Origin of the sequence: Desulfosalsimonas sp., from assembly GCF_046483245.1 — a bacterium.
Lineage (GTDB): Bacteria > Desulfobacterota > Desulfobacteria > Desulfobacterales > Desulfosalsimonadaceae > Desulfosalsimonas.
The window spans coordinates 1-26,951 of the sequence record NZ_JAWODO010000097.1; the positions used below are offsets into that span (position 1 = coordinate 1).

Below are 26,951 nucleotides of genomic sequence, written 5' to 3' on the forward strand. Positions count from 1 at the left end.
GGCCGACCGTAGACCAGAACCGGGGTCATGGTTGTGAGCACACTTTTCTTTTTTAGCATAATTTCAAACTATTATAAATAACTCCCAAAAGCAGGCAGGCTGTGCGCGCCTGCGGCGTCAGGCCCCCCGGAGATAATCTAGCATGCCGCGAATGGTGTTTCCCACGTAATAGGCTTCCCGGTCCCGGTAAGACCGGGGCAGATCATCGATTCGGGCAAACACCGGGTCCTGTTTTTTCAGGTCATCAACAATGGCCTCCATACGGGGATTTTCCACATGCGCCCTCACCACCTCAAGCCACAAAGACAGCTGGTTTTTTGCCAGCTCCAGTATTTTTTTCCCGTCCGGATAAATACCGTGATGGGCAAAACAGACCTTGCGGTCCGCAGCCGGCGCCACCCGTTTGAAGGAATCGGCAAAATGCTCATAAATAAATTTGGGCGGGGTGGCCGGCCGCAGATAGATGTCACCATCGAGGTCATGGAAAACGCCGAAAAGTTCGCCGATAAAAAGCCGGTCTTCAAACACGTAGCTCTGGTGATGGGCGGCATGGCCGGGGGTGTCAATAATGCCGATGCCGGCATTTGCGTCCATCTCCTCCGGAGTCAAAATGCGCGACGGGTCCACCGGCAGCACGGGGCCGTAAACATCTGCGATGTTGCCCAGCACCTTTCGAGTGCCTTCCCACAGCTTTGAGGGATCCACCAGGTGCTTGACCGCCTTTGGGTGGCAAACAATACGCGCTTCCGGAAACTGCCGGGCCAGGTGGCCGATGCCGCCGGCATGATCCAGGTGAATATGGGTCAGCAAAATCCAGTCAAGCTTTTCAACCCCTTTGCGCTCCAGGGTCTCCAAAAGCACATCCACTGTGCACGCCGGACCCACATCCACCAAAAACGCCATCTCCGGGCCTGAATAAAGCCAGGATGAAATAAAGCGGGTATACCCCAGTTCCGGGATATCCAGATCAATCAAAGAATACATGGCCGTCTCCTTAAATACCGTCCCTTATATCACGTTTTTGCATTCCTGACAAAACCAACAACCGACCCTTGTCCCGGATTTTCGCAGACGGAGGGGGCGGGAGTGTCAGGAAAGAAAGCCCTGCGGCCGGGGGCGGGTTTTTTCGCTCCTGATCGTTTTTGCGGATTCAGCTCATGCCTTCGCCGAAATTTCAAAAACTCGGCCTTACGGCCTCAGACAGTTTGAAATTTTCCGGCTCCGGCCTCGGCTGAATTTTCCCGCAAAAATTCTCAATGTCGCTTCAAAAACCCGCCCCCGCTCTTAGGGCTTCCTTGGGGGACCTATTCCGAATTCAACAGCTCTGCAAAAAAACATTGAAAACACCCTTTCAAATCTACCAACCTCAGACCGGTATCCGAAAATATTTGCTGACGCATATTTCCAGTGCTTTGGCCATGGGGCGGGGCGGGGGTGGTTTGTTTGGCTGCATTGGCGCGGTTTCGGCATAAGATCGGACCGGGGCTTTGGCGACCGGGATTTTAAACTGTCTGAGGGCGATCAGCCCGAGTTTTTAAAATTCCAGCCAAAGCCCCGGGACGATCGCCGAAACCCCGCCGCAGACAAACAAACCGCACCCGGCCTGCCACATGCGAAAATCGGCAACAAGGGGATTATATCCTGGTTATGCCGATGCTATCGCTGTCACGTCTCGTCAGGCTTCCTGGACTTTACCCTGCCATGTCAAACTGCCGGGTTGCACATGCAGTAGATGTGAATTATACAAAGATTTTTACACTGCATCGGCATACCGACGCCATGCACCAGTAATAGAGTTCCAAGGAAGTCCAAGGTCGGGGTTTGGTTTTTGAAGCGACATTGAGCGAAAAAACCAAACCCCGACCGCAGGGCTTCCTTCCTGACACCTGACAAATATCGGACGATGCAAGAAGCTTTCTAAGGAGTATGGAAAAATGGCGCAGATCAACAGCCCCATGGACGTGTTTAAGCTCACGGACGGCTCCAACTGCCGGGCGTGCAATGAAAAAACCTGCATGGCTTTTGGCGTGGCCGTGTTCAAGGGAAGAAAAACCCTGGACCAGTGCCCGAAAATCGCCCCTGAAGTGCTGGCCCAATACCAGGATGCCACGGACCGGCCCGACACCATTGACGAATTCATGGAACAGGCCGTGGAAGAACTGCAGGGACAAATCCCGGACATCGACCTGGCCGATGCCGCCCGGCGGACCGGCGGCGAGTTTGACGGACAAAAACTGACCCTGCGGGTCATGGGAAAGGCCTTCTCCGTGGACACGGCCGGCAACCTGTCTGCCGACATCCACCTCAATGCCTGGGTGGCCATGCCGTTTCTCAATCACGTGCTGCACGGCAAGGGCGTGGCTGTCATCGGCGAGTGGATCACCTTCCGGGAACTGGAAGGCGGTCCGGAGCGGTACAACCATTTTCAGCAAAACTGCGAAAAACCCTTAAAACACCTGGCAGACACCTATACGGACCTGTTTTCAGACATGCTTGACGTGTTTTCCGGCCGCCGGGTGCAGACCCATATTGACTCGGATATTTCCGTGGTCCTCCATCCCCTGCCCCTTTTGCCGGTGATGTGCTGCTACTGGGAGCCCGAGGAAGGCATGGGCTCCAGTCTTCACCTGTTTTTTGACAAAAGCGCGGACCAGCAGATTGATGCGGAGTCCATCTACACCCTGCTGGCCGGCATGGTGAAAATGTTTGAGAAAATCGCAGCGCGCAACCAATCAAGCCCGTCATAATCTCCGGACATGACAATTTTTGCCCAGCAAGGTTCCGGGAACTGTTTTGACGCAAGGCCATCCGCCAGCAAATGAAAATGTTGAAAAACCGTTGATATCGAATATAAAAATGATATATTTTTTGTATGGAATTTGAATTTGATGAAAACAAAAGTCGCGCGAACAAGGAAAAGCACGGCATTGATTTTCTCGAAGCCCAGGGCTTGTGGGATGATCCGGATCGAATTGAAATTCCTGCCAAAACCATTGACGAAAACAGATTTTTGCTCATTGGTAAAATTTTTCAAACACACTGGTCTGTTGTGGTGACCTACCGGCAAAGAAAAATAAGAATCATTTCAGCCCGAAAAGCCAGAAAAAAGGAAGTGGCGATTTATGAAAGCTGAAGAACTGGATCAAAAATTTGAAAAAGGTGAAGATATCACCGAATTTCTGGATCTTTCCAAAGCCCGCCGGCCCGGCCGGGAGTCCCGCCGTGTCAATGTTGATTTTCCCGAATGGATGATCCACAGCCTGGACAAGGAAGCCAAAAGACTGGGAGTGCCCCGGCAATCCATCATTAAAATATGGATTGCAGAAAGACTCAAGGAGTTGGACTGATCAGGGCACCCATGACGCACCGGCACCAACCCCGCCGCCGGCCTCCGGAGGCCGGGCGAACTTGAGATAAGGCACGATCTTGCGGTTTTTCTCCCCGCCGGTGCCGTCATAGGTGATCGACACCACGGGCACACCGGTTTGCGCCTCAATGGTTTTGGCCATGGCCTCGGTGATCAGAGACGGGCAGCAAAACGCCGGCGAGGTCTGCACAAACAGGGCCACCTCGGGATGGTGGCGGCAGATGTAGTAGATCTTTAGGATATTGTCCATGGTTTCGCCCGTGTTTTCGCCCACCATGCCGAATTGGGCCAGGATCTTTTCAGGGGCCACGTCATAGACCGGCTCGGGCTCTTTTAAGACCTTCTGGAAATGCCGGTAATAGGCTTTTTCCCGGTACACCATGGTAGCCAGCAGGCCCCGGTTGACCAGAAGGCTCACAAACCGCCCCTCTGTAAACCATTTCTTGAAATAAGCCGGTGCGATCATCTTGGCATAATCGGTATACGGCGTGGTCAGGGCCTCGCCGCCACAGGCCTCGATCAGGGAAATCAGGTCCTGATTAAACACAGGATTGTCCCTGGCGTAGAGGTCCCCGAAAATGGCCACCTTGGGCCGGTTGCCGGCAACGGTTTCAATGTGTTCAAACCGCTTGACGGTTTCAATAACGGCCGTTTCCTTGTCGCGCAAACCCAGAAAAGCTTGTTCAAGGGTCCGGATGCCGGCTTCCACCGCCCGGTCCGCAGCGCCTGGATTTTTTTCATAGGGCCGGGTGCGGCAGGCCATGCGCCGCAACAGACCGCCGAACATAAAGGCGAAATAAGCATTTGTGGCCGCCCGAAGGGATACGTCCGAAAATGAAATCTCACCGGCATACACTTCCGCCCCGGCCATATCCCTGCCAAAAGACGATATCATCTCCTTTATCTTGTAGGGATAAAGCCGAATATTGCAGGGCACTTCCGAGTATCCCATCCAGAGCACCGTATTGGCCGGGTCCAGATCATTCTCAGTTACATAGTCCACAAATTCCTGGGCCATGACATTGATGGGAATGCATTGGCCGCTGTTTAACTGCATGCTGCGCCGGATTGCCTCCGGGGTTTCAGTGACCGCCCTGGCATCAATGCCTTCCCGCCGAAGATTGGCCGCCAGCAAACGGCAGGTGATCGGGTCCCAGCTGGGCAGAACCACGGTCTTGCCCTTCATGCCCGAAGAGTTGGCCGGATTGATGCGGCCGGCATCGCTGCTCTGGGGCTGGCCGGAACGGAAATGATTGTCAAAAGCCCGCACAGCGGCTTCAATTCGGGTTTCATAACCCACGCTGGATCCGTGCTCGTCAAGCTCCAGGATCAAATACGGCTTATTGGCCCCTTCCATCAGGGACTGGAACACATCCCGGACAAACGAATCCGGTGAGCACTTAAACGAAGTCATCAAAACCGGGTACAGGCCCGGGGTCTCAGCCACGACCTTTGCCGCCTTGATGATGTCTGCGGCATAATTCCAGTGCAGTTCCTCCAGGAACCCGGCAATTTCAGAAAAATCGCGGTTTTCCAAATCCAGCATGTCCTGGAAAAACCCCTTGACCCCCAGGGCTCCGAAAATTTTTGGAATATTTTTGTTCATAGCCGGGTCCAGCACCGTGTAGGGCCGGCCCAGAAACATCACGGAAACATCCCGGGAGGGGGAAAACCGGTGTTCAAAAACCTGCCGCCATTTTTCAACAGCCGTCTGATGCCGGCTCCGGGCCCGTTCATAGGCGCGAATGATCTCAAAGAACCCGAGTTCCGGATTCATCTGCCGCACGGCCCGGTAAAGGGCCAGGCGGGTGTGAAAGGGATTGTACAGGGACCGGATCACCGGGGAAACAATACGATTTTGCCCGGAGTCGTCCAGGGCCGCGCTCAGGGCCGGGCCAAACTGGGAGTAATAACAGTACTGGCGCCGGGCATTGCCGTCCTTTTCCCGGTCTTCCAGGTAATAGGGCAGAAAAACAAAATCGCTTTTCTCCAGCAGATAATCCACGTGCCCGTGCAGGGCTGTGATGGGCGCGCAAAATTCCGCTCCGGCGCGCGCCTTTCCCCGTGCCAGCACATCAGCGCTTTTGGGCGCTGTGTACGTGCGCATGCCGAGTTGATGAAAAAAATCCACCCACATGGACACGTCTTCATGCAGATACAGGGCCGCGGGAATGCCCACAGTCAGGTCGGCCTGTTCGGGTGCGGCCACAGCCGGGGCAAAAACCCGGCCACGGGTCTTAACAAGGTCAAATCCGGCCCGGTTGTTGTCCACAAAATGCCGGGTGTTATAGTCCCGGCCGCATAAAAACCCGAATGCCACAGGGCCGTCGGCCATGTCGGCGATGGTGAGCTTGCAGTGATTGGGACAAAGATCGCAGATCTCGGACCGGACGGGAATTTCGACCTTATGCAGGCCCAGGCCCCGAAATGTGCTCTGGGACAGGCCTTCATCTGCCAGGTAAAGGGCCACGCCCATGGCACCGGTGAGATGGCAGAACTCGGAGACGTAAACCGGCCGGCCCAGGCGCTGCTCAAAGGCGGCCACCAGGGAACGGTTTTTGGCAGTGGCACCCTGAAAGCAGACGTTTTCGCCAATGCCGGCCTCCACTGCCACTTTGGTGAGATAATTTTCCCGTACCGAGTGCAGGGCCGCGGCCAGCACTTCTCTTACCTCGTAGCCCAGGCTCAGGTAGTAATTGATATCCCGCTCCATGAAAACCGTGCACCGATCGCTTGCCACGGGAGCGGCCACGTTTTGGGTCAATTGTGCGTAATCAGCCAGGTCCACACCGAGCTTTTCGGCCTGCTCCTCCAGGAAACTTCCCGTGCCGGCCGCACACACCGTGTTCATAATCGAAAATGTCACCCTGCCGTTTTTCAGGGTGGTGAACTTGGAATCCTGGCCGCCGATTTCAATGATGGTGTCCACATCCGAGTTCAGCTCCCGTGCGGCACGGGCATGGGCGGTAATCTCGTCAAGAATCCGGTCGGCACCGGCAATCCGGCCCACGAACTTTCGGCCCGAGCCCGTGGTGCCGGCACCGGCAATGCATAGATCCAAATCTTTTTTAACAATCAGTTCATCCATGGCCTCCAGCACGCTGCACAGGGCGGCCACGGGCCGGCCGGCGGTGCGGGTGTAGAATCCGGCGACAACCTGTTTTTCCGGTGTCAGCCAAACCGCCTTGGTGCTGGTGGAGCCGATATCCATGCCCAGATACACCTGCTGCCGGATTTCAGGTTTCAGCCGGGCATATATGTCGACTTCCACGTTGCTGGCAAAATCCTGGCTGCCGGATTTGTAGATATAGGCTTCCAGGGATTGGAAATCCGGATATCGGGAATGCTCCAATACCAAAGGCGGGTGACCGTATGTACGCTCAAAGTCAGCCTGCCGCACCACGGGCCTTGGGGCCCGGAAGGCAGCAGCCTTTTTGGATTTTTTCCCGGTCCAGTTTTCCTCGATCCAGGACAGGGCTGTTCCTACGGCCCCGTAAAGGGGCGCCATTTCATCCACAACAAGCTGCATTCCCGTCATTTCGCTGATATGATTGATCACTGCAGGATTGCGGGCCACACCCCCGCAAAAAATCAACGGGGTATTGGGGGTTTCATGCTTGAACACCGTGTCCACGATATTTCTGGCCAGCCCCCGGCACAGGCCGTCGCAAATTTCCGCAAGGCTGTAGCCCTCCTGCTGGGCGTGGATCAAATCGGTCTTGGCAAAGACCGCACATCGGGATGCGATTTTGGGAACGGCACCGGTATTGTCCGCAGCAATCCGGGCCAGCTCCGAGATGCCGGAAAGATTGAGCCGGCCGGCCTGCTGATCCAGAAAGCTGCCGGTTCCTGCGGCACACGAGGTATTGGTCTCCAGGCCGGCATACCCCCCCTGTTTGTCAAAGCGCATAAGGGAAAATTTTTCACCCCCCACGTGGAGTATGGCCCCGATCTTATCATGAAAAAAACCGGCTGCGGCAATTACCGCCACCCGGTCATCGCAGCGCCAGTCCCCGTCAATGATCTGTGGCGTGGAGTGAGTGAGGCAGACAGCCGCCAATCGGCCGGGGTCCACGCATGCCAGCATTTTTTCCAGGGTGGCGGCGATCTGGCCGTGATGAAAGCGGTAATCCGAGTGCAAAATTTCCCTGTCCGGCGTCAGAACCGCCAGCCCGGCACTGACCGACCCGACATCCAGTCCCAGCACCAGGGGTGTCATGTTTCGGTTTTCCGTGTTCTGCATAGTCATTGTCATGGTTTTACTTTTTTGATGTGTGTATTTTTTTCAATCACAAGCTCCGGGCTGCGATGGTAACCAATGCGCGCGCCCTGTATCCGGACCTGCGCCGGCGCTTGCGGCGCAAGAGCCTTATCAGCAAAGTATAGCCGGATCTGCCGCTGATTGCCATAGTAAAAATGCCCGTTGGCATACCGGCCGGTATAAGCTTCGATGACCTCGTTTTCCAGTTTTGGATCGGAAAAATCCGCGTCCGGATCCGAGATATACAGAGAACTAACCGGGGCAATGCCCGGGCGGGAACGAACCTTTTTGACACCTGTGATCTCCAGGTTGCCGTGAAAACGTTTCAGCCGGGTCACAACCAGGTCATAATAACCGCCTTTGTCCAGATCGGCTGCCGCCTTATACACATAAACAGCCCGGCCGCCGGGCTGCTTGATCACGGCATTATCGCCATGGCGGTAAATCACGGCACAATTTTTCAGCTCAAAGCGCACCGCCCCGGCTTTGGCATCATACAGATCGGCTATTTCGGCTTTTTCCGAACTCTTGGCAGGGCTTCTGGACTCCGGCCGGAAAACAAAGGGCCCGGTCTGCAGACAGGCATATACCGGGAGATGATCCGAATACCCGCGCCCCAGATGCCGGCCCCGGCCCTGATCCGCCCGCTGCCAGCGCCGGATGCGATGCCGGTCAAACAAATAGCCCGGGTCAAATCGGTCAAATGAATTGTCCCGGTAGGAAAGACCATAATCATCATAAAGGGCTGCGGGCAACAAAATGGCATCCGGGCTCTGGGGACGGCCGAAAAACCGGGCTGACCAGCGCCGGTCACCGGGCAGCTCCAGCCACAGGTTGTAATGCAGGCTTTGTGCCGGTGCTCTGATCAGCTGCGGTTCCTCCACGGCCGCGTCCTGAAAACGGGTGTTTAAAACATGCTGCAGCCCGGTTTTTCCGCCGGTGTCATTGAGTGTCGGCCGGTGACGGATGGTTTCATGCTCATTGTAATTGGTGTTAAAATCCCCGAGAAGCACATAATCGATTTTTTCCGGCAACTTTTTCACGGCTTCGGCCAGGGCCCGGGCGCTGGCCAGCCTGCGGCTTTCCGGCCCGCTTTTGGATTTCCAGTGATTGACAAAAACAATCAGCCGATTTCCTGAGATATCGATGTCCGCCCGGAGGATGCTCCGGCCGGGGCCTTTTTCCGCAAATATTTCCGATGAATCCAAAATAGCAAACCTTGACAGCAGGGCGCATCTGACCGTGGCATCACGGGCATCGGCAATGACAAAGTGGGGATAGGCGCTGCCCTTCTGCGCCAGGCGCCGGCGCAGTTTCTCAAGGGCCGCAGGGGACTCCACTTCCTGCAGGCCGATGATATCGGCGTCAAGATCATGGATCACCCGGGTCAAATGGTCCACCTTGATTTGCATCATCTCCCTGTCCCAGCCAAACGGACCGCCCGGAATATAGCCGGGATATTCCGTGCCGTCATGTTTGAGGTCAAAAAGATTTTCCAGGTTATAAGTGGCGATTTTGATGCACCCGCCCCAGGCGGCAGCCGGCAATGCCAGGCAGAGCAGCACTGCCGCCAAAATGCATGATTTCCCGGTTTTGAATGGCTTTGCAAAGGGTATCAAGGGCCTTTTCCATTTCCACTTGCAGGGGCCCGCATTGCAAAAAACACCCCAATTTCCTGTTTTTTTATTGACATTCAATATATCTCCCGTTAATTAAAATAGTTATAATAAAAGAAACAAATGCCGTCAAGCAACACATTCTGACATCCCATGGCTGCCCGCATGCAGCCGCCCTTTTTTGGGGATACGGACCGTTATGGACAAGGTACTCATTGTCGAAAACCACCGCAGCACGCTGGAACAAATCCGTGCCGGGTTCAGGGACCTGCATCACTTTGAGCTGCTCACAGCCAGCTCAGTCAAAATCGCCACAGACATCCTGACCTCCACCCGGATTGCCGTGCTGGCCACCGGCATCCACCTGCCCCAGGGCGACGGGCTGGATCTGCTGGGATTGATGACCCGGAAATATCCATCCATCCCATGTATCGTCATTCTGGAAAAAGATGATCCCAAACCCTGGTTTATTGATCGCACAGGCCATACCGGGGTTCTGTATTACCTGAAAAAGCCCTTTTCCTTCGGCAGGCTGGCCTCGGCCATTTTTGTGGGCTTAAACCTCCGCGACGAAGGCCAGACCCGAAACGGCATGACCATGACCAATTTTCTGCCATTGCTGGCCATTGCCCGCAAAACCTGCAGAATGGATATAAAGTCAGGGACCCGGCAAAAAGGGATCTGTTACCTGGAAAAGGGACGACTGCTCAATGCCCGGACCGCGGAACTCGAAGGGGAAGCGGCAGCAAAACAGATCGCCGAATGGCGGGGTATCCATCTATCGTTCGCCCCCCTGGCTGAAAAAGACCGGCAGACGCGAACCAACATTGACCTGCTGACCCTGGCCAAGGCCACCTGGGAAAAAGGCGCCCGGCAGGCGGACAACTCCCAGACACCTTTGGCCTATGAATCGCGCACAGCCGCCCGGATCGGATCAAAGCTCGAAGATGCCCTTCACAAACACACGGGCATTCTCCGCTCTGCCAAAGGCTACAAGGGACTGGCCATTGTCAGCAGCACCGGCCAAGTGCTTGCCAATGACACATCCTATCGGGCTGACATTGATTTCAGCGCCATTTCCGAGATGGCCAATCAGATATATACGGACTGCTCCCGACACCTGAGCCGGAAGGGACTGGGCCGGTGCCGCGGCCTGAGCCTGCACACGGAACAGGGAATTCTGCTGGTGCACAACACGGATATGTACACAAGCGGCAATTACCGTTTTATGGCGTTGATGGCAGAAGACGGCAACTGCTTTTTCATCCAGACGCAGCTCAAAACCATCATCCCCAAAATTCTTTCCGAAGTGGCCATGCCCGGGGGAACTGAAAGCAAAAGATTGTCCGCCAAAAAACCTTTTTGAACAATAATGAAAGCCCTCCGGCCATTTTTTGGCCATAGCGCCCCGGGGGAGCGGGCAGACAGTCTGGCTGCCCCAGAATCGTCCATTTCCTCCGAATCTTACGATCCATTAGAGCCAAAAAAGTTCTTGACTGCCCGGGGAGCAGTTGTTAGTATGCGTGAGCTTTAAAGGGATACAATCGCTATGGCGCCCAAGAAAATTTTTAACTTCAAAGACAACCGACCGTGGGCCCAGAATTTGCAAATTGTTGTCCAGGTCGGCCTGACCATGGCCGGCTGCATTGTTTTCTGTTTGTTTGTGGGACGTTTTCTGGATGGCTGGCTGGGGACGAAAGGAATTTTTACCATTCTTTTTATCCTCTTTGGAATTGTGGGCGGGGCAGTGGTTGTCTATCGCCAGATCATGGAAGTTACGGAACCGGATACGGAACAAAAAAAGAACAAACACAGAGACGGCAGGGGATAACGGCAGTTGGAACCGAATGAACAAATCCGGCAAACGCAGAAAAAATACTGCTCAATCGCAATGTTTGCTGCGATCTCCGTTGCTCTGATCTTTGTTTTTGCCGGCTATAAACCTGTTGGAAAAGGACTGGTTCTGGGAACCGTCTTCAGCTCGCTGAATTTTATCCTCATGGGCGAAACCCTGCCCAGAAGAATCTCCAGCTCCCGGTGGCGCGCTTCTGTTGTTTCAGGCGTATCGATTTTTATCAGGTACGCTCTGCTGGCTGCGCCCCTGATCCTTGCCATCAAAACCCCTTCCTTTAACCTGGCGGCAACCGTTGTGGGCCTGTTTATGATACAGATCATGATACTGGCCACACAGGGCATATACGCATCAACACGAAAAAACCTGGATTATTGACGCGATATGGAAGAACTCGGGAAAATACATCAGCTTATTGTTACCGTGTCCGACTACAAGATGACGTTTAATCTTGACATCATGGCCATGACATGGCTGGTCATCATCGGACTTCTGATCTTCGGTTATTTTGCGGCCCGCAAACAGCAGATGATTCCGGGGGCCTTGCAGACCATCGGAGAGGCTTTTGTGTTCCAGTTTTATTCCCTGACCGAAGATGCCCTGGGCGAGGATATGGCCAAAACCTACGGGCCCATGATCATTGCCCTGTTCATGTTTTTGCTCTTCTGCAACTGGATCGGATTTATCCCTCACCTCTACGAACCCACAAACGATTTGAACACCCCTTTGAGCCTTGGCCTGATGGGCTTTGTGATTGCCCATTATGCCGGCATCCGGCAAAAGGGTTTTAAGAAATACATCAAGGCCTATTTTGATCCGATCTTTTTCATGGCGCCCCTGAACATCATCGGTGAAATCTCCAAGGTCATATCCATCTCGTTTCGTCTTTTCGGCAATATAATGGGCGGCACCATCATTGTGCTGGTGGTCTCCCACCTGGTTTTCAGCCTCGTGCTGCCGCCATTTCTCAATGCGTTTTTTGTCATCTTCATCGGCGGGATACAGGCGTTTGTGTTTACGATGCTCACACTGGTATACATTGCGGTACAGGTAAATTAAATGATGTCCATCGAAATTGAAGCCTGGGTTAGAATGGCGGCATTCTTGGGGGCCGGTTTCTCAATGGGATTCGGCGCCATCGGTGCCGCAATCGGAGAAGGGTTCGCTGCTGCAAAAGCAAACAATGCCATATCTCAAAATCCGACCTATTCCGGCGATATTGTCAAGATGATGCTAGTGGGTCAGGCCATCGCGGAAACCGCAGCCATATTTGCCCTGGTTATTGGCGTGCTGCTGCTGTTTGCCACCGGCGGCAATGCTTCCATCATCACGGCCGCAGGCCTTTTCGGCGCGGGGTTGTCCATGGGCCTGGGTGCCATTGGATCCGGTGTCGGCTCGGGCTTCCCGGCCGGTGAAGCCTGCGACGGGCTGGCCCGTCAGCCCGCTCTCAGCCGCACCCTTACAACCACCATGCTGATCGGCTCGGCAGTCAGCCAGACACCGGCGATTTTTTCCATGGTGATTGCCTTTATGCTGATGTTTATCAATTTTTCCGGCGGCAGTCCCCATATGGTGGCCGCCCTGCTTGGCTCCGGGCTCTGCATGGGTTTCGGTGCCATTGGATCCGGAATCGGTTCCGGCTTTCCGGCCGGCCAGGCCTGCGCCGGTCTGGTCAGGCAGCCGGCCATGGGCAGCCGCCTGACCACCAACATGCTCATTGGCGCAGCAGTCAGCCAGACACCGGCCATTTTTGCCATGGTGGTTTCGTTTATGCTCATGTTTATCAGTTTTGCGGGCACACCGGTGCATCCCACGTCTGCTGCCTTACTCGGCGCAGGCCTGGCAACGGGTCTGGCCGCAATCGGATCCGGGGTAGGAAGCGGCCTTGCTGCGGGCTCCGGCGTTGAAGGCTGGGCCAGGCAGCCCATGACAACCGGCAATGTGCTGGTGATTATGTTAGTGGGCCAGGCGGTATCCCAAACGCCCTCGATTTTCGGGCTTTTGATCAGCTTTATTCTCATTTTCAAGGGATACCCTTCAACCGAGGTGTTTCTCGTATCCACGGCACTGCTTTCAGCTGGTTTGTGCACCGGACTCGGCGGCATTGGATCCGGCGTGGGCAACGGACAAGTGGCACAAACCGCTGTATCCTGGGTGGCGCGAAATGTGGAGCAGGAAACATTGCTGATGCGCACTATGCTGGTTGGGCAGGCCGTATCGCAGTCCACGGCCATTTATGCCATGGTTATTTCTCTGGCATTGATTTTTCTGGTATAAAACAATAAATAAAAATAAACCCCTAAATTTCAACTGGAGGAAATTATGATTGAAGGTGCAGATCTGATCCAGGCAGCGGCATTTCTTGGTGCCGGACTGGCAATGGGCCTTGGCGCAATCGGCCCGGGGCTTGGTGAAGGCATGGTTGGTGCCAAGGCATGTGAGGCCATTGGAAAAAATCCCGGCGAGGCCGGGCTGCTGACCCGAACCATGCTCGTTGGTCAGGCGGTTTCCGAATCCACGGGGATTTATTCTCTTGTTATTGCCCTGTTGCTCCTTTTTGTTGTCTAATCGGTTTAATGGTTTAGTACGGGAAGGCCCGTGATGGAAATTGTCGAAAATCTTGCACTGATCAGCTTAAATGAGACTTTGATTGCGCAGCTGATTGCTTTTTTGATCTTCTTTTTTCTCATTAACCGGATCATGATCCGGCCCCTGCGGGAAACCATGGGAAAACGGGAGGACTACATTCAAAACATTGAATCAGAGATTCTTCAGTCCTCTGAAAAGCTTGAGGATCTCAATCAACAGCTGTTGGAGCACGAAAGAAAAGTCGTCCGGGAGGCCAACTCAGAAAAGGAAGACCTCAAAAATCAGGGCAACAAGCAGGCTCAGGAAATTATGGGGGAGACCAAAAACGAGATAGACCAGATCCGTGAAGAAAACACCCAACTGCTGAATCAGGAAATTTCCGAGGCCCGCAAATACATTGAAGCTGAATCTGAAAAACTGGCTGGAACAATCATGGAAACCATTCTGGAGCGGGGGGTATCGCGTGGGTAAATCAGGCACCATCAAAACAACCTGCAAAATACTGTTTGTCTGCATCCTGCTTCTGCACCTGACAGCCTTTGCAGTTTTGGCCGAAGAAGGCAGTGCCGGAGAGTGGCGCCCGGTATATGACACCATCATGCTTTATGTCAACTTCCTCATTCTGGTGTATCTGCTTTACCGCTACGGCCGCCAGCCGTTTCTGCAGTTTCTCCAGACCCAGAAACTGCAGGTTTCCGAGTCGATTCACAAGGTCGAAGGCCGCAAGGAAAAACTGCTGGAGCAGATCAATGAAACCCAAAGCCAGATGCAGGAAAGCAGTGAGCGCTATGAGAAATTAAAGCAGCGGATCATTGAGGAAGGCGAACGCACCCGGCAGCAGATCATCGATGATGCGCGGCAGCAAAGCAAAACCATGCTGGAGCGGGAAAAGAAAAATGCCAGCCGGCGGCTTGCCGATGCCCGGAAAAATTTCATGGTCGAACTTGTGGACACCGCCGAAAACCTTGCCAGAAACCGGCTTCCGGAGGAAATCACGGAAAACGATCAGGACAAGCTCATTGACTTTTACGTCGCCAGCGTAAACCGCATGTCAGGCTAAGCCAGCCCCGGCACAATATTCAGAGACGAATCAAAAAAGCAAAGCCCGGGGAAAGCCTTTTGGCCTTCCGGGCTTTGCTTTTTTTATGATCCCGGATCTTTTGTCTACAATTCCATGTAAATCACCCGGCGGGTTCTGGGATACGTTTCCAGTTTGTCAAGCACCTCTTTGGTCAGGGGAGTGTCGGTTCGCAGAAAAACGATATTGCGCTCTCCTTCCGGCTCTTCCTGCCCAACTGTCATGCGGGCGATATTGACTTTATGGTCCCCGAGAATGGTGCCGATCACCCCGATCTCGCCGGGAATATCCATGTTGTGGATCAGTGCCAGGTAACCGGAAGGCCGCATCTCCAGCCGGAAGTCGTTGATGCGCACGATCCTTGGATCGCTTTTGCCAAACAGGGTTCCGGAGACCACGTTGGTGTCCTTATCGGTCTTGACGGTAACGGTGATCAGGTTGATAAACTCCTGGGCATCATCACTGGACGACTCCAGCACCTTGATCCCCTTTTCCTTGGCCAGATACGGAGCGTTAACCGCATTGACATCATCGAGCACCAGGGGTTCGAGCAGACCGCAGACAACCGCCGTGCGCACCGGGGCCATGTCATTGTCCCCGAAATTGCCGTCATAATCAATTTCAACAGACTTGATATGCCCCTCGGACAACTGAGACAACATGCGCCCCATCCGGTCGGCAAGTCTGATAAACGGGTCGAGTTCCTCAAGCACCTTTCCGGAAACCGAGGGCACGTTGACCGCGTTTTGAATGGTATCGTTTTTTAGATATGCAATGAGCTGACGAGCGATGTCAACGGCTACGTTGGTCTGGGCCTCGGCCGTGGACGCCCCGAGATGCGGGGTGCAGATCACGTTGTCAAATTCAAAGAGTTTAAACCCCTCAGGCGGTGGCTCGGTGGCAAAAACGTCCAGGGCAGCCCCGCCCACTTTTCCCATCTTCAGGGCATCATAGAGCGCATCTTCATCCACAATACCGCCGCGGGCACAATGAACCAGCATCACGCCGTCTTTCATTTTGGCAAAAGCGTCCTTGTTGATCATATTGGCTGTCTTTTTGATCTTGGGCACGTGGATGGTGATGTAATCGGAGCGCTCATAGAGTTCATCCAGACTTACCGGCTCGCATTTGGCTTTTTTGATATTTTCCGGAGTGACCACAGGATCATAAACAATAACATTCATCTTCAGCCCCCGGGCCCGGTTGGCTGCAATAGAGCCGATCTTGCCGAAGCCGATCACGCCCAGGGTCTTGTTCATGACCTCTCTGCCCTGGAGCTTTTTCTTGTCCCACCGGCCCGCTTTCAGGGATGCCGTTCCCTGGGGGATGTTGCGGGTTAATGCCATCATCATGGAAATGGCATGTTCTGCAGTGGTCACCACGTTTCCCCCGGGGGTATTCATGACAATGATGCCCCGGCGTGTGGCCTCGTCCACGTCAATATTGTCAACACCAATGCCCGCGCGGCCGATGGCCCGGAGATTGTCTGCGGCATCCAGCAGTTCCTTTGTGACCTTGGTGGCGCTGCGCACGGCAAGGCCGTGGTATTGGCCGATGATTTCCTTTAACTCCTCCGGGGAAAGATCGGTCTTCACATCCACTTCAATATCGTCTTCCTGCTCAAAAAGCTTGATTCCCGCATCTCCAAGCTTGTCGCTGACCAGTACCTTGTAAGTCATATAGTTCCTCCCTTTTATTTTTTTTACAACACCAGTTTTTCTTCCCTGTAGGCCGTCAGGTAATTGCCGCAGAATTCATCCCGGCCCGCCAGGGTTTCGGCTGCATACACATTGGCCATCATGCGCTTGTCCAGGGGATTGATAATGGCACTGTCAAGTCCCTTGCAGATGGCCATGACCATAAAGGCCTGGTTGAGCAGTTTGCGTTCGGGCAGTCCATAGGAAATATTGGAAAGCCCGCAGATGGTATGCACGCCGGGAAATTCGGTCATGATCGCCTCCACGGCGTTCATGAATTCCATGCCATAAGAGTCATTGGTGGAAATGGGCTGTACCAGGGGATCCACGTAAATGTTTTCCACCGGCAGATTGTTTTTCACCAGGCTGTTGATCAGGTCACTGGCAATGGACAACCGGTCATCCTTGCTCTCGGGCATGCCTGAATCGCTCATGCACAGGGCAATAACCTTGATGTCCGATCCGGCCACCACCGGCAGAAGGGCATCCCAGCGTTCCTTTTCCAGGGAAATGGAATTGAGCATGGGTGTGCCCTTGTGCAGCTCCATAGCGGCTTCCACCACCTTGGGATCCGGGCTGTCAATGCAGCAGGGAATTTCCACTGCGGACTGCACGGTGGAGACCAGCCACTTCATGTACTGGTCTTCCTTGCCCACGTAGGTGCCGGCGTTGACATCGATGTAGTCCGCCCCGCACTCTGCCTGGTCTCTGGCGATTTTCTTGATTGCCTCCGCGTCTTCGGCATCAATGGCCTCCTTGATGGCCTTGCGGCTGGAATTAATCAGTTCTCCAACAATTAGCATTGTCAACCTCCTTAAAAATTTATGGTGAATTGTATTTGTTTTACTCAGTCTGTTTCATAAAAGGCTTCTGCTCGGCTCTCTGCCCTGGGGCCAGGCACACAAAATCATCCGTATCATAGGGGCCGAAGAGCAATTTTTCAAAATAGGATGTTGAGCCGGAAACCTCCTCATAAGCTTTGCCTAGCAACTCTGCATTGGCCTTTGCCCTTTTGCGAACCTTTTCCATGTCGCCTGCGCCGGTGTCGATGAGCACGATATGGGTATAATGTTTCAGCTCTTCATTAATACCCCATACAGCCATTTCCTGCCCCATTTTGGGGCCATACTCGTGCTCCACCATCCCCAGGGGGTCTTTTTCCTCGGCCACCCAGCCCGGGGCGAGATAATAGGTGCCGGCCCGCTTTCGAAAGGCTTCAAAATAGGCCTGCCTGGAGCCAAGCAGCAGGGTGATGCAGTCATGGACCCGGGGAATATAAACAGGCTGATTTCTGGCCGTGACCCCGACAATACCATTGGAGCAAAGCCCGTAGCCAAGAACAATGCTTTGAGCGGTATCCGCGCGCGCATCAATTTGCTCCTGGATGAGGCCAGGCATTTTTTCCGGGGTTAGATGAAGATTCTGATCCATATAGCAAATTTCAATGTCTTGGTCTTGCATATCCTTATGCCGCCGCCGCAGGGCATCGAGTTCATGCTGCATCACCCGGCAGGCAATAATCAGGCGCGGGCCCGTAGGCACAAGTGTATCTTGCTGTTTATCCGCTTTCAAATCAGGCATCTGATATTTTTATTCCTTGGTCTCAGGAAATTCCATGCTTTCGACGTAGAGCTCCATGAAATCAGGCCGGGTCTCAATGGAGACATGCCGCACAGACTGCATTTTTTCCTCCAGATATTGCCGATATCCCGCATTGCGCAGCATGCGCGCACATCCGATCCGGCATGTATTGCCCGCAAAATAAACCTTATCCGCAGTGTCAGGGGGCAGCATTCCAATGGCTTCCAGGTTTGGCGCCCGGAGGGAATAGCCAAAGCCTCCAGCCAGAACAATGCGCTCCAGGCTGCCGGCTTCCATGCCCGACTCATTCAGCAGAATCTCCATGGCCGCCCGGATGGCGCTTTTGGCCAGTTGCACCTGCCGGACATCCTCCTGGGTGAAATAAACTTTGCCGCCCAAGTGAAATGCCGGGCTTTTGTTGATTTCAATGATGCGTGAAGCAATTGTCCCGGCAAGGCCATTGGTATCATCCGGCCGCCGCATGCGGCCGCTTGCGTCAATGACGCCGAGTTTGAGCAAAGCCGCAGTGATATCGATAATCCCGCTTCCGCAGATACCCTGCGGGGGGGCGTCACCTATAGTATGCACGTCCAGACGGGCATGGCCGTCGGTTTCCACCCCTTCCACCGCACCGATCCGCGCCCGCATGCCCGCGGAGATGCCCATGCCTTCAAAAGCCGGCCCGGCCGCAGTGGAGGTCATCAGATACTCACCGTTTGCGCTGAGCCCCATCTCCCCGTTGGTGCCCACATCCACAAAAAACATGGCCTCACGGGATTTGAAAAACCGCCTGGAAACCAGCAGCCCGGCGCTGATATCCGCGCCCACATAGGCATGAACAATGGGCGGCACATAAACCCGGGCCGCCGGGTTGACTTCCAGGCCGAATTGCCGGGCCGAGTACGCCCGACCGCCCTGCAGGGCCACGGTAAACGGCACCTGCCCCAGAGGCTCGGGATCAATAGATGCGGCAAGCTGCAGCATGGTGGTATTTCCGCCCAAAACCACATCCAGCACCTCCATTGGATCCGCGCCCGAGTCCTGACAAGCCTGATCAATTAAATGATTGAGCCCGTCGCGCACACATTGGCTCAGTTCCGCAAGCCCCTCCGGGGTCGATCCCTTCTGGATCCGGCTGATCACGTCATGGCCGAAACGGATCTGCGGATTGAGACTGGAGGTGGTGGCCAGTTCCCGGCCTGTTGGCAGCTCGATAAGCGTGACCACCAGGGTGGTGGTGCCCAGATCAATGGCCAGTCCCTTTGCAACGGCTTTTTCCGGCCAGTTCTTTAACTCCTCTGCGGCCTGTCCGGCATATTGCAGCAGGCAGATCCCGTTGGACATCTTCACGACGGCCGCAGGCGTATTTTTCACAAGAGATTCTGTATCAGAAAGATGCTTGCGGCCGGCGCCCGCCTCGCCGGTATCCCTTTCAGAAAAGGTTGGATCGCGGTCGCCTTCCAGGATCCGGTGCTCGTCTTTTTTATATTCACCGATTACCCGGACAACCATATCCGAGGCCGGCACCAGCTGACAGGCCAGCCGGATTCCCTGCCGGGCCTGCTCAGGGGTGATTTCCTTGTGCGGGGTTTCAGGCACATTATCAGGCGATTCCACGCAGACCCGGCACTTGCCGCAAAGGCCCTTGCCGTTGCAAGGGGATTCCAGCTCAACTCCGGCCCTGTATAAGGCATCCCGCAGGGTTTCACCTTTTCGGGTCCGCACCGACAGATTCATCGGCAGAATTTGAATTTCCGGCATAGTCTCTAAATCCGGGTCAGAGAAATGGTTTCCGGGATTTCCTCGGCAAGAAATTTCAGATCCTTGCGCAATGACTCACCGTCGACTTCCCGGGGAACAGCCACGCTGGTGCGCATGGTAAACATGGGCTTTCCGCTCTTGCCGGTTTCCACCCGGGTTTCCAGCTCCATGATGTTGATATTCCGGGATGCCAGCAGCTGGGAGGTCCGGTAGACAATCCCCATGCGGTCAATGCCCTTGACACGGATTTCATAATTGGCTTCCGTGGCAAATTCGCTCTTGCAGCCGCCTTCCACCTCAAAGAGGATCACATTGAGATCCGGCTCCTGGTCAAGCCTTTCACAGGCATCGGAAAGCGCCTGTTGTGCCTTTTCATCCGCGGCTGTGATCAGCACCATCAGGGCAAAATGATTGCCCAGCAGGTTCATGCGGGAGTCTTCAAAATTGCATCCGCTTTCATAAACGGCCCGGGAAACCTTGGCCACAATGCCGGGGACGTTTTTGCCCACTGCGGAAATGATATATTCCTGGTTCATAATTCTTCCCTTTGCTCCACTCTTTATAACAGACTTGGCCGGCACAGACTTTTTAAACTGCTGCCGGTGATTGAAAATGATTTGTGATGCACGCCGGGATTAAAATACATCCGGTCTTTTTCCAAAAGCGCCTTATCCATATAAACCGGAAGCCCGTGCCCGAACGGCGGTACACATCCCACCTCACAGCCAACGGTGCGGCTGACCGCATCGGGCCTGGCAAAAGAAACCTTTTTGGTACCGGCCGCAGATGCCGCAGCCTTCCAGTCCACCTTCCGGTCACCGGGCAGGACCATGACAATCATCTCGCCTTCTTTTGTCTCCAGCACAAGCGATTTGACGGTTTCCCCTTCGGTCACCCCAAGGGCCTCAGCCATGGCCGGATTGGTATAAACCGGCTCATGCTCTGCAATCTCATATGAAATTGCCTGGGCTTCAAGCAATTGGATAATTTTTTGTTCAAGGGTCATTGGTCGTTTGGCCTCTTATCAATTCCTGTTTACGCAATTATTCGCCGAACTCCTCTGACAGGCGCGGATTGCCCACGGCCCGGGCCTGAATCCGCTCCAGAGCGCCTTCGGTCACAGCCCGCACCTTTACCTGGGGATCATTGGCACCGGCGCCTTCGGCGACTTCCCGGGCCATTTTACCCACTTTCTTACGCGCATGGGACAAGGCTTCCTCGTATTCATTAAAACTCATCCGCCAGTCTCCGATCTGGACAATAAAACAGTGGCTGTCGCCGGCCTCCTGGGCATAAAGAATCGCTTCTTTTTCCGCCACCACCGATCCGGCCACAGCGCCTGCGGCATTGGCCACGTGGGCATGGGCCGGCAGGACAAACGGGGCCTTCAGGGTTTCGGCCACCCGCTTTACGAAAATCCCGGCCGGTGCACCAATGCCGATGACCGGAAACCGGCTGGAGATGTTGACCGATAAATGTGCGTTTTTACCCCGGATGGATTCCTCCAGGAACCATCTCCCCCAATGGCCGTCAACCATATCGGGCAGATCCGCACCCTTTTCCTGGCCGGCAAGAAATACAACGGCTTCTTCCACCATCATGGAAATAATCTGATCCAAAGTCTGGCTGACAAAGGTTTTCGGATCCCGGCTGAACATGTCACAGGCGCAGACCATGGTCTGACGGGCTACGTCTCTGTCCCATGTATCCATCTGGCCGTTGATGTGCAAAAGATCCGTGGGCGTCAGCGTGGCCTGCTCAATCAGGCCCTGGCGAAACAACGGATCTGCCTTGATCTGCACGCGGTGGTGCACCCCGAGAGCCTCGAGTATGGCGGTGATACTTGCGGGGCCCTGGTTGAGCAGGTTGAGCAGTTGGATATGACGGTGCTCGGAAATACCCAGCTCTTCCGGATCAGCGGATTTATGCAGAAACCAGAACTCAATGTCAGAAATTTTCCAGTGAATGCTGTCTTTTACCTTAAGGCCCATCACTGCTTCGCGGACCCGACTGTATCGGGAGGCCAGCCGGCAAAGGGGCACCACCCGGTCGGGCCCGATTTCCACCCGGCCGCCCTGACCAAAGGAAATCCGGCTGTCACAGCCCACGCAGGCAGTCCGGATCCGGGCGGCCTTGACCGCGGTCTCAATCTCGCCAACCCGGGCCCCGGCATCTGATACCGTGACCTGTCCCTGTTCAATCAGGGCCATATCCGTGGTTGTCCCGCCCACATCGATCATCAGGGCATTGCTGTGACCGGAGAAAAACAGTCCGCCGATGGCGCTGGCCGCCGGCCCCGACAGCACGGTTTCCACAGGCTTTTCCATAGCCTCGGTATAAGGCATCAAAGAGCCGTCGCCCTTGACAATCATCAGCGGGGCATGAATTTCCTGATTTTTCAAAGACGCCTTAACCGCTTCGATAAACTCATGCATCACCGCCACCAGTGAAGCGTTTAAACTGGCCGTGGCCGCCCGCTTTACCGAATCGAGCTGGGTTGAGAGCTGATGGCCCAGCACCACCGGATGGTCACACACATCCCGGATCACCTGAAAGGCGGATTCCTCATGGGAAGGATTCAATGGACTGAAATAACTGGATATGGCAAATGCATCCACATTGTCCTTGTTTTCCTCCACCCAGGCCCGGATGCCGTCAAGATCCACGGGTGCCTGCTCTTCGCCCTGGGAGGAATGGCCGCCGGCAAAAAATTCAAAATACGGCGTTGAAAGTTTTTCCTCCAGCCCGAATGAGGCCACCAGCTCCCGATCATAACCGATTAGAATCAGCCCCACATCCCGGGCCTTCCCCTCGGCAACGGAATTGGTGGCAAGGGTCGAGGAAATGCCCACCAGTTTCACCCGGGAAGGGTCCTTGATTTTGAGCATTTTTAGCACTGAAACAACGCCGCTGGCCAGATCCTCTCGGGTGGTCAGGGTCTTGCCCGAGGCCAGCACCTCCCTGGACCGGTAATCCATAAGCACCCCGTCCGTATAGGTGCCGCCGGTGTCAATGCCAACAACATAGTTTGCCTGTTTTTCCTTGCCGGAACCAAGCCCCCGACGCCCGGCTCCGGGATCAAATGGCTGCTGCGTTTTCATTTTTCCTGTCTGAGAATATGCTTAAAATTATTGTTATGACTCAAAAAATTCGTTTTTTATTCGAAAATTTTGACAAATCAGAATGTTACAGTTCCCTTAACCGCCCTGGACATTCGAAAAGCCTGCAAGCAGCCGAATTGTGCGCTCACAGGCTTTTCGAAACCATTTAACCGACTGATTCTACGATTATTTGGAACGCACCCGTTCCTCGGCTGAATCCAGAATCTTCTGGATATCCTTTTTCGCATCTTCGGGCACGCGGGACACGGGACCTTCGTGATTTTCAATGATATCCCGGGTTTTTTTGATAATCCGGTCCTTCATGGTCAACCGTCCCTGGGCATCCCAGTCCTCATAGGAGTTGCGGTCCATGAGGGTGGGCATCCAGTGCTTGCGGAACCATTTCATGGTGTGGTCCTCGTAGAGGTAATGCCCCCCCGGGCCCACGTTGCAGATTTCCTCGACTGCCAGGGTTTCTTCATTGACCTCAACGCCGCCGCAGATCAGCCGGCTCATGCCGATGATCTCGTCATCCATAACCGTCTGGAAGACATCGCCGGTAATGCCCGACTCGGTATACCCGTTGTCATGGACAAAATTGGCCCCCGACATCATGGCGGTGTGGATGGAATAAGCCGCTTCAATGGCCGACTGAATATCCATTCTCTTGGTATCCGTGCACCCGGAAGTGGAATAAATGGGAAGACCCACGTAATTGAGCAGCTCGGTGTATGCCGCGCTCATAATGGACAGCTCAGGTGCGCCGTAGGAATAAATGGTCCGCCGCATGTCGAGAATCGACTGCACGCCGCCGATCAGGATACAGGTACCCGGATTGAGCAACTGGGAGACAACCACGCCCACCATGGATTCAGACATGGCCACAATCAACTGGCCGGCATGGGTGGCCGGTACGGTGGCCCCGCCGATGGCACACGGGGTGTAGACCTGCGGAATGCGGTGCTGGGCGCAGTAATAGCATTTTCCGATGGCGTCAAAATCACTTGTCAGCGGACTGATGGGTTCGCTGTAATGAATGAAGTTGGGACGCCTTTTAAAGGCCTCCTCCCCGCCGGCCATGACAATGCCGATACGGTGTTCGTCCATGACGTTTTCCACGTTAAAGGCCCAGTTCATGATCACCTTGCGGGTGTTTTGAATCATGTCGGCAAATTCATACACATCTGAAAGCGCGTGGGTGACGTCATCAATGGAGCCCAAAGACTGGACGTAGCCGATGTTGGGCAGCGCATCACAGACCCGGGCCACGATGGTGGCGTCCTTGCGCTGATAAGGCCGGCGCTCCAGGGTCTCTGTGTCAATGAAATTGGGCGGCGTGGGCCCGGGTCCGAAATAGCTTCTTCCCGGCTCCACATAGCACATTTCCTCATCGCCGTCCCAGCTGTAAATGGTGGTTGTGGGCGGAACAGAGGCCAGCGCGTCGCGCACGACTTCCGGCGGTATCCGCACCCGCTTGCCGTCGACTTTACAGCGGTTTTTGGCCAGCAGCTCACGGACCTCTTCGTGGTGAACGTTTGCACCGGTATCGTTTAATGTCTTGATCACCCCGCGGAACATCCGCGCTTTCTGATCCTCTGAAAGCAGCGAAAACCGTGGGGTCCTGTTTACCGTATAGTTTGTCCTGAAGGTCATTTGCATTCTCCTTATCTGATCTATCCGACAAATCCGGTCTGCGGGCAACGCCATTTGGGTTTCCGGTCGCAGGCCGGGGGCCGGATATTTCTCAATTACTTGGAATGGCGCTTTTCAGCCGCATCAATGATTTCCTTGAGCGCTTTTCTGGCATCGTCATCAATGGGCAGTGGCTCATGGGTATCCAGGATCCGCTGGGTTTCCTCATTGACCCGGTCCGACATGCTCTTGGCGCCTTCGTTGTTCCAGGTCTCCCAGTCGGAGCGGTCCATGAGTTTTGGCAAAAACCATTCGCGCCAGTGCTCGTAAGTGTGGTCATGGGTGACATACTCGCCGCCCGGGCCCACTTCATCAATTTCCTTCAGGGCCAGATATTCCTCATCGGTTCTCACGCCCTTGCCCATCTGACGGACCATGCCGATAATCTCTTCGTTCATGACAAGGCTTTCCAGGGAGGCGTTCACGCCCGAGTCGATGTAGCCAACGTCATGGACGAGATTGGCCCCGGACAGAAAGGCGGTCAGATTGCTGATGGTCGACTCGATGGCCGCCTGCTCATCAAGGCACTTGGAATCCGAGCACCCGCCGGTGGAAAACATGATCAGGTTGAGCCACTTGGAAACGTCTGTATTGGCCGCAGAGGCCAGAGACATTTCAGGCGCACCATAGGAATAAGTGGTGGTGCGCATGTCCATCACCGTGGTGACCCCGCCCATGATCAGCGGCATACCGGGCTTTTTCAGATGACACAGCGCAATGGCCAAAAGTGTTTCAGCCAGGGACTGGACCAGCATGCCGGCAATGGTGGCCGGAGCTGTGGCCCCGGAGCTGGGACACGGGGTATACATGGCCGGGATTCCCTTTTCCGCGGCAAACAAAAGTTTCTCCACTGCGGTGATATCATTTGTCAGCGGAGAAATGGGCTCAATATAGGCTACGAACAGGGGATTTAAACGAAACTCCTCCTCGCCGCCCTGAAACACGCAGGCCATTTTCCACAAATCCTCCAGGCCTTCGCCGTCCACGCTGGTGACCACCATGGGCTTTGTGCAGCCTTCGAGCATGGCCATAAACTGGTGCCGGTCATAGGTCTGGGGATTGGGCGAATCGCTGACAATGCCGTGGGACATGAAAAAGTCGAAATTGGGCAGATAATCCACAATACGGCCGGCATCCACCACATCCTTGTAAGTGGTGCGCCGACGCTCGCCGGTTTTGCGGTCATAGGTAAAGGGCAGATCCGAACCCGTGCCAAAGTAGACGTGATCCTTCTGAAGCGCAACAGAGCGCTTTCCATTCCTGCCCTTTAAGGTGATTTTGCGCGGATAATTTTTCAATGCCCGCTCCACAAGGGAAGCCGGCACCCGCACGCGCTTGTCATCGCCGACCACAGCCTCGCCACTGCTGCGAAACAGTTCCAGGGCTTCGGCGTGATGCACACGGGAGCCCACCCGTTCAAGGACGTCCAGGGCGGCAAAGTAAATCTGCTCGATCTGGTCTTCCGTCAGGACCCGAAATTGCGGGGTCTCCTGCACGGTCTGATTCATCGGTTGCATATCTGGCATTACAGATTTCATAGTTTATCTCCTATCTATACCCGGCAAGGTGAATACAGCCGGGTTTTGACGTTCTGATAAGGGGGTTGGCCGGCAGAAACGCGGAGCCGCGGTCGAACATGAAAACATTCAGGCCGCGGCTGCGCTCCGCTTTCAACATCCACAAATTAAGCGGCCAGCACTTCCTTGGCCTTGTCCACGGAGCTGCCTGCATTGGCTCCGTAGACATCAGCACCGATTTCCTTTGCAAACTCTGCTGTAACCGGGGCGCCGCCGATCATGACCTTGACCTGATCCCGGATGCCGGCTTCCTTAAGGGCGTTGATCACCTCGCCCATCTTGGGCATGGTGGTGGTCAGAAGCGCTGACATTCCAAGAAGATCGGGCTTGTGCTCCTTGACAGCATCCACAAACACCTGGGTATCGAGATCAATGCCGAGATTGACCACCTTGAAACCCGCTCCCTCAAACATCATGCCCACAAGGTTTTTGCCGATGTCATGCAGGTCGCCCTTGACCGTGCCGATAACAAAGGTTCCTGCCATGGTGGCGCCGCTTTCAATCAGCAGGGGCCGCAGTTTTTCCATTCCCTTGCTCATGGCCTTGGCCGAGCGCAGCACCTCCGGAATAAACATTTCACAGGCCTTAAACCGCTGGCCCACAACGTCCATGCCGGCGATGAGCCCGCTTTGCAAAATTTCCTGGGACTCCATGCCTGCATCAATGGCCTCCTGAACCATACTGGAGACGTCTTCGACTTTACCCGCGATAAGCAAATCTGCCATTTTTCCCAAATCAACTGCCATGTTTCTCCTCCTCCTTGTAAATGGTGTATAAAA

General features: G+C 54.6%; 24 protein-coding genes. 11 read left to right on the plus strand and 13 right to left on the minus strand.

Annotation, left to right across the window (positions count from 1 at the left end):
* Window positions 1-117: 117 nt before the first annotated feature.
* Complete coding sequence (locus R6U41_RS08600; RefSeq protein ID WP_410269425.1) at window positions 118-984, minus strand: MBL fold metallo-hydrolase; 867 nt, start codon at window positions 982-984, stop codon at window positions 118-120.
* 950 nt (window positions 985-1,934) lie between these two features.
* Here R6U41_RS08600 and R6U41_RS08605 point away from each other — a divergent pair.
* The 3 genes from R6U41_RS08605 (at window position 1,935) to brnA (ending at window position 3,347) form a co-directional block, all read left to right on the plus strand.
* Window positions 1,935-2,747, plus strand: coding sequence for a DUF3786 domain-containing protein (locus R6U41_RS08605; protein ID WP_410269426.1), 813 nt, complete (start codon window positions 1,935-1,937; stop codon window positions 2,745-2,747).
* A gap of 125 nt (window positions 2,748-2,872) precedes the next feature.
* Window positions 2,873-3,133 (plus strand): BrnT family toxin, encoded by a 261-nt coding sequence (locus tag R6U41_RS08610; protein WP_410269427.1) that lies wholly within the window; start codon window positions 2,873-2,875, stop codon window positions 3,131-3,133.
* Window positions 3,123-3,347, plus strand: a complete 225-nt coding sequence (gene brnA / locus R6U41_RS08615) for a type II toxin-antitoxin system BrnA family antitoxin (RefSeq protein ID WP_410269428.1) — start codon at window positions 3,123-3,125, stop codon at window positions 3,345-3,347. Before R6U41_RS08610 ends, brnA begins: the two co-directional genes overlap by 11 nt.
* Here brnA and R6U41_RS08620 read toward each other — a convergent pair whose 3' ends face one another.
* Together R6U41_RS08620 and R6U41_RS08625 are read right to left on the minus strand one after the other, a co-directional pair.
* Window positions 3,348-7,586, minus strand: a complete 4,239-nt coding sequence (locus tag R6U41_RS08620; protein WP_410269429.1) for an acyl-CoA dehydratase activase — start codon at window positions 7,584-7,586, stop codon at window positions 3,348-3,350.
* 32 nt (window positions 7,587-7,618) lie between these two features.
* Window positions 7,619-9,193, minus strand: coding sequence for an endonuclease/exonuclease/phosphatase family protein (locus tag R6U41_RS08625; protein WP_410269448.1), 1,575 nt, complete (start codon window positions 9,191-9,193; stop codon window positions 7,619-7,621).
* 250 nt (window positions 9,194-9,443) lie between these two features.
* Between R6U41_RS08625 and R6U41_RS08630 the strand changes: the two genes are divergently transcribed.
* The 8 genes from R6U41_RS08630 to R6U41_RS08665 all read left to right on the plus strand — a co-directional run bounded on the left by R6U41_RS08630 (window position 9,444) and on the right by R6U41_RS08665 (window position 14,745).
* Window positions 9,444-10,610, plus strand: a complete 1,167-nt coding sequence (locus R6U41_RS08630; RefSeq protein WP_410269430.1) for a response regulator — start codon at window positions 9,444-9,446, stop codon at window positions 10,608-10,610.
* A 183-nt stretch (window positions 10,611-10,793) separates the two neighbouring features.
* Window positions 10,794-11,075 carry an AtpZ/AtpI family protein gene (locus R6U41_RS08635; protein ID WP_410269431.1) on the plus strand — a complete coding sequence of 94 codons (282 nt, stop codon included), beginning with the start codon at window positions 10,794-10,796 and terminating at the stop codon, window positions 11,073-11,075.
* Between the two features lie 6 nt (window positions 11,076-11,081).
* Window positions 11,082-11,474 (plus strand): ATP synthase subunit I, encoded by a 393-nt coding sequence (locus tag R6U41_RS08640; protein ID WP_410269432.1) that lies wholly within the window; start codon window positions 11,082-11,084, stop codon window positions 11,472-11,474.
* Between the two features lie 6 nt (window positions 11,475-11,480).
* Window positions 11,481-12,155: a F0F1 ATP synthase subunit A gene (gene atpB / locus R6U41_RS08645; protein ID WP_410269433.1), complete on the plus strand. Its 675-nt coding sequence runs from the start codon at window positions 11,481-11,483 to the stop codon at window positions 12,153-12,155.
* Window positions 12,156-13,373, plus strand: coding sequence for an ATP synthase F0 subunit C (locus tag R6U41_RS08650; RefSeq protein ID WP_410269434.1), 1,218 nt, complete (start codon window positions 12,156-12,158; stop codon window positions 13,371-13,373). It begins immediately after the preceding gene.
* 45 nt (window positions 13,374-13,418) lie between these two features.
* Window positions 13,419-13,664: an ATP synthase F0 subunit C gene (gene atpE, locus R6U41_RS08655; RefSeq protein ID WP_410269435.1), complete on the plus strand. Its 246-nt coding sequence runs from the start codon at window positions 13,419-13,421 to the stop codon at window positions 13,662-13,664.
* Window positions 13,665-13,697: 33 nt separating this feature from the next.
* Window positions 13,698-14,156, plus strand: a complete 459-nt coding sequence (locus tag R6U41_RS08660; RefSeq protein ID WP_410269436.1) for an ATP synthase F0 subunit B — start codon at window positions 13,698-13,700, stop codon at window positions 14,154-14,156.
* Entirely contained in the window at window positions 14,149-14,745 is a 597-nt protein-coding gene (locus R6U41_RS08665) for a hypothetical protein (protein ID WP_410269437.1), read from the plus strand. Before R6U41_RS08660 ends, R6U41_RS08665 begins: the two co-directional genes overlap by 8 nt.
* Window positions 14,746-14,849: 104 nt before the next feature.
* Here the strand turns inward: R6U41_RS08665 and serA are convergent, their stop codons facing one another.
* The 10 genes from serA to R6U41_RS08715 all read right to left on the minus strand — a co-directional run bounded on the left by serA (window position 14,850) and on the right by R6U41_RS08715 (window position 26,918).
* Window positions 14,850-16,442 (minus strand): phosphoglycerate dehydrogenase, encoded by a 1,593-nt coding sequence (serA, locus tag R6U41_RS08670; protein ID WP_410269438.1) that lies wholly within the window; start codon window positions 16,440-16,442, stop codon window positions 14,850-14,852.
* Window positions 16,443-16,465: 23 nt separating this feature from the next.
* On the minus strand, window positions 16,466-17,263 hold the full coding sequence (locus R6U41_RS08675; RefSeq protein ID WP_410269439.1) for a methyltetrahydrofolate cobalamin methyltransferase: 798 nt from the start codon (window positions 17,261-17,263) through the stop codon (window positions 16,466-16,468).
* A 40-nt stretch (window positions 17,264-17,303) separates the two neighbouring features.
* Complete coding sequence (locus R6U41_RS08680) at window positions 17,304-18,041, minus strand: DUF1638 domain-containing protein (RefSeq protein ID WP_410269440.1); 738 nt, start codon at window positions 18,039-18,041, stop codon at window positions 17,304-17,306.
* Window positions 18,042-18,050: 9 nt separating this feature from the next.
* The gene (locus R6U41_RS08685) at window positions 18,051-19,802 is read right to left on the minus strand and encodes an ASKHA domain-containing protein (RefSeq protein ID WP_410269441.1); all 1,752 of its coding nucleotides are present in this window, start codon (window positions 19,800-19,802) and stop codon (window positions 18,051-18,053) included.
* Window positions 19,803-19,807: 5 nt separating this feature from the next.
* On the minus strand, window positions 19,808-20,338 hold the full coding sequence (locus tag R6U41_RS08690) for a glycine cleavage system protein R (protein ID WP_410269442.1): 531 nt from the start codon (window positions 20,336-20,338) through the stop codon (window positions 19,808-19,810).
* A gap of 23 nt (window positions 20,339-20,361) precedes the next feature.
* Window positions 20,362-20,808: an aminoacyl-tRNA deacylase gene (locus R6U41_RS08695; RefSeq protein ID WP_410269443.1), complete on the minus strand. Its 447-nt coding sequence runs from the start codon at window positions 20,806-20,808 to the stop codon at window positions 20,362-20,364.
* Window positions 20,809-20,845: 37 nt separating this feature from the next.
* On the minus strand, window positions 20,846-22,903 hold the full coding sequence (locus R6U41_RS08700; protein WP_410269444.1) for a hydantoinase/oxoprolinase N-terminal domain-containing protein: 2,058 nt from the start codon (window positions 22,901-22,903) through the stop codon (window positions 20,846-20,848).
* A gap of 186 nt (window positions 22,904-23,089) precedes the next feature.
* Complete coding sequence (locus R6U41_RS08705) at window positions 23,090-24,556, minus strand: trimethylamine methyltransferase family protein (RefSeq protein ID WP_410269445.1); 1,467 nt, start codon at window positions 24,554-24,556, stop codon at window positions 23,090-23,092.
* A 95-nt stretch (window positions 24,557-24,651) separates the two neighbouring features.
* Window positions 24,652-26,121 (minus strand): trimethylamine methyltransferase family protein, encoded by a 1,470-nt coding sequence (locus R6U41_RS08710; protein WP_410269446.1) that lies wholly within the window; start codon window positions 26,119-26,121, stop codon window positions 24,652-24,654.
* A gap of 158 nt (window positions 26,122-26,279) precedes the next feature.
* Window positions 26,280-26,918, minus strand: coding sequence for a corrinoid protein (locus R6U41_RS08715; protein ID WP_410269447.1), 639 nt, complete (start codon window positions 26,916-26,918; stop codon window positions 26,280-26,282).
* Window positions 26,919-26,951 lie beyond the last annotated feature (33 nt).